This is a genomic window from Actinoplanes sp. NPDC049802, assembly GCF_040656595.1.
Taxonomy (GTDB): Bacteria; Actinomycetota; Actinomycetes; order Mycobacteriales; family Micromonosporaceae; genus Actinoplanes.
Genome location: NZ_JBFAMR010000166.1, coordinates 1 through 3,285, shown reverse-complemented (window position 1 = coordinate 3,285; position 3,285 = coordinate 1). Strand labels below are relative to the sequence as shown.

Below are 3,285 nucleotides of genomic sequence, written 5' to 3'. Positions count from 1 at the left end.
TGCGCTGCAGCCCGTCCCGGGCGACCACGATCCTGCAGGCCATCCTCGTCCTGCATCATGTCGAGAACCCGATCTATCGAGGTTGAAAAACGCTCGATGATGCGGTCGACATCCGCGTTCTCCGGGATTTCGTCACCCGCATTTCTCGAAGACGCCGCTGTCGGCCTGGGGCGGCGCTGGTGGCGATGGACACGCTGCGCCGCACGAGGCTTACAGGAAGCGGGCGCTCGCCACCGGGCCGGGCGACCAGAGGCGGTCACGGCGGCCGGTGAGAGGCCATCGCGCCGCGAGCCCGGCCGCGAAGGCCGCGAGGTCCGCCGGCGTGTCGTCCGGGGCCACCTCGTCCGTGTCGGGGGTGGTCTCCCCCACCGCGGCGGCCAGGTCCTCGGCGGGGCGGTCGTCCGCCGGGACCTGCTCCGGCTCGCCGTCGAGCGGGAAGCGCGTGTGCTCGCCCCACGCGGGCACCAGCGACTGGTACAGCAACCCGGTCGCGTCCGGCGCGATCGGGCCCGGGTCCGTCCACGATGTCGCATGCTCCACGAGCAGAGTGCCGGGCGTGCGCTCGACCAGCGTCGACAGGGGCACCGTGAGCGCGGACAGGTCGTAGGCGGCGATGATCGTGTCGCGGCGGCCGGGGGCGTACGGCTGGGCGGGAAGGTCCAGGGCGGAGGCCAGCGCCAGGCCGAAGATCGAGCTTCCCCGGTCGGGTAGGAGGCCGACACTCGACGCGGACGCGCCGACGGCCTCGACGACGACCCGGAGGCGATCGATGGTTCGGCGCAACGCGGCCAGGCTGTCGTGCAGGTACGCGTAGCGGCCGCGCATCGGCTCGTCGAAGCCGTACGGGGAGAGGTGCAGCAGGACACCGCCGTTGAGCACGTAGTGCCAGGGGCGTAGCGCCTGCCGATCGAGCGGGCCGGGCACGGTCGTGGCGCGCTCGAGCATGCCGGACAGGCGCTCGCGTGCGTGAACCCAGTCAGGGGGCGGCGGAGCGAGGCGCGCGGCGGCCCGGCGGGCCCGGTCCAGATCGCCGGACATGACGCTGTTGAGGGCGAGCAGGTACCGGTCCGGCCAGTCCTGCAGGCCGGCGTCGTTCGCCTCGAGGACGGCGACGGCATCGCCGTATCGGTAGTCGTCCTCATAGGCGGAGACCAGTTCGGTCACGATCCGGCGGGAGCCCGGTGCCGCCTCGAGGGATGCCTCCAGCAGTGGGATGGCGATCCGGGAGATGCCACGTTCGACGCAGGCCCAGCCCAGCCGGTACAGCGCTACCGCGTCGCCGGGGCCGGAGGTCACCGCGTCGGCGGCCTCGGCCAGGTCATCGAAGCCGGCAAGGCGCCCGGCACGGGCCAACAGTGCCGCCAGTTCCGCGGTCGGCGCGTCGGCCGCTGCGGTCAGCAGCGCGCGGATGGCGCCGTTCAGGTCGCCCGCATCGAGTCTTTCCGATACCTCTGCAAGATCACTCATCACGTCTCACGATATCGGGTGCCGATCGTCGCCGGCCGCTGCGGCCAGGCCGCCCGTACGGCGTGCACGCCAGATGCCACGTCCGGGCACTACCGCTGCGCACAGGACGCCGTGCCGCCGGCATCGGTCATGGGCGTCGAACCGACGCGGTGGGCGCTGGCCTCGGATTCGTTCGGAAATCCCGCGCCACCCGTAGGGCGGTCCCGATGAAGGCCGCCTCGCCGGCCTCGCCGCCCACAGCACCACCGGCCTGGCCGCCGCGGCCGAGAACCGCCTCGAACTCATGCGATACCGCGCCCGTCTGATCGACGGCCACCTCACCGGAGCCCTGGATCCCGGAAGATGTCCAGCGCCAGGATCGCCTCCCCTCATGACCGCCCCAGGTCCTCCACCGTCAACCGGGATCAACCGAGACCCCACGCCGTTGCAGGCATCCATGCTCGTTGATACCGTCGGCGCAGTGGACCGTGGAATTCCGTGTCCGGGATCGGAAAGGCTCGCCATGCACACCAAGGGATCATGGTCGAAGCAAACGTTCCGCCGACTCGCCGCTGCCGCGGTGCTCGCCGTCGTCGCGACGTTCTGCTGGCCCGTCACCGCGGCCCAGGCGACCATTCAGCCGGGCATCCACTATTGCGAGGATTTCACCGGCAGCGGCGAGAGGGAATACCGGGGCGGGCAGTGCTACGACCTCGACAAGTTCGTCAACAGCGAGGGCGACGGCGCCTTCCGGACCCGCGGGCAGAGCTTCTGCCAGTACCAGGCGGCGCCTAATGCGGTTGTACCATGCGCCGGCGTCTCCCAGACGGTGACGATCAGAGACGACGTCACCGGCGTCTCGGTGGGCCAGAACTTCACCTGCGGCCGATACCACCCCGACTTCACCCCCTGCCCGGGTGGCCGGTTCGAGCATTACTCACCCGGCGTCTACTGCGTCTCCGGCCACTCCTACACCATCAATGTCAGCACCACGGTGATCTTGCCGGAGCGCGCGCGAGTCGCCCGGGGCGGCTCGATCCAGCGCAATGTCGCCTGGGCAGGGTCCTGCTGAGACGAATGCCTGGCTCATGGGCGTCTTCGCAATCCCCATGATCAACAACGGGCCGCACTCGTCCTACATGGACCCGGCCTCGGGGCAGGACCACCCAAAACCCCAGCTCACTCAGCCCTCAACCGACCACGCAAAGCCCTGCTCCGGCATCTGACGTCGATATGCATTCGCCAATTGACGTCTTGCGGCCAGCTCTATTATTCGCGGAGAATCCAGACTCAAGGAGGTATTATCGGAGGCCAGCGCTTCCAGCTTTCCATCCTGCGGACCTCACGATGCATCGATCGGCCAGGCCGACGGAAGAGTCCTTTGCATAGCCGCATCAACTGCTTTTCTGACGTATTTGTAGTGGCGTACAGTGTTTGAAACATCGTCCAGATATGTCGCGCCTGTCGCTGCGGTTTCACGACCAAGCGTTTGATATGCACTGACCGCGCCACCGCCCTCCGCCTGTCCCAATTCGTGTAGCTGGCGCAACCAATCCAATGCCCCGGGGTTCCGCAATCGCGCGGTAAGTCTATCGAGTTCGCGCATGTGTTCGCGTTCGACGACATCCTGCATGTCCCGCAGGTTCGTGCTGCGCAGAGAATTCTGGAGCGAGTTCCATGCTTTACAGAAGGCAACTCGACCTCGGTCCATTGTCTCGGTCGAGACACTCAACGACTGCACCCTCATTGAGCTGATCTCAGCAACGCGAATGTGTTGATTGGTGCGACACGGGCGAAGGCGGCGAGATCGGGCGATGCTGGAAGAGGACGCGGAGCCCT

Annotated in this window: 3 protein-coding genes; 1 reads left to right on the top strand and 2 read right to left on the bottom strand. The window is 67.8% G+C overall.

The genetic code is table 11. The features are described 5' to 3' along the window. Nucleotides 1-210 precede the first annotated feature (210 nt). Nucleotides 211-1,467 (bottom strand): hypothetical protein, encoded by a 1,257-nt coding sequence (locus tag AB0I88_RS41110; protein WP_361037704.1) that lies wholly within the window; start codon nucleotides 1,465-1,467, stop codon nucleotides 211-213. A gap of 502 nt (nucleotides 1,468-1,969) precedes the next feature. On the opposite strand from AB0I88_RS41110, the gene AB0I88_RS41105 reads away from it, so the two are divergent. Further along, on the top strand, nucleotides 1,970-2,518 hold the full coding sequence (locus AB0I88_RS41105; RefSeq protein ID WP_361037702.1) for a hypothetical protein: 549 nt from the start codon (nucleotides 1,970-1,972) through the stop codon (nucleotides 2,516-2,518). A 270-nt stretch (nucleotides 2,519-2,788) separates the two neighbouring features. Here AB0I88_RS41105 and AB0I88_RS41100 read toward each other — a convergent pair. Continuing rightward, on the bottom strand, nucleotides 2,789-3,285 hold a 497-nt coding region (locus tag AB0I88_RS41100; protein WP_361037700.1), incomplete at its 5' end, for a hypothetical protein.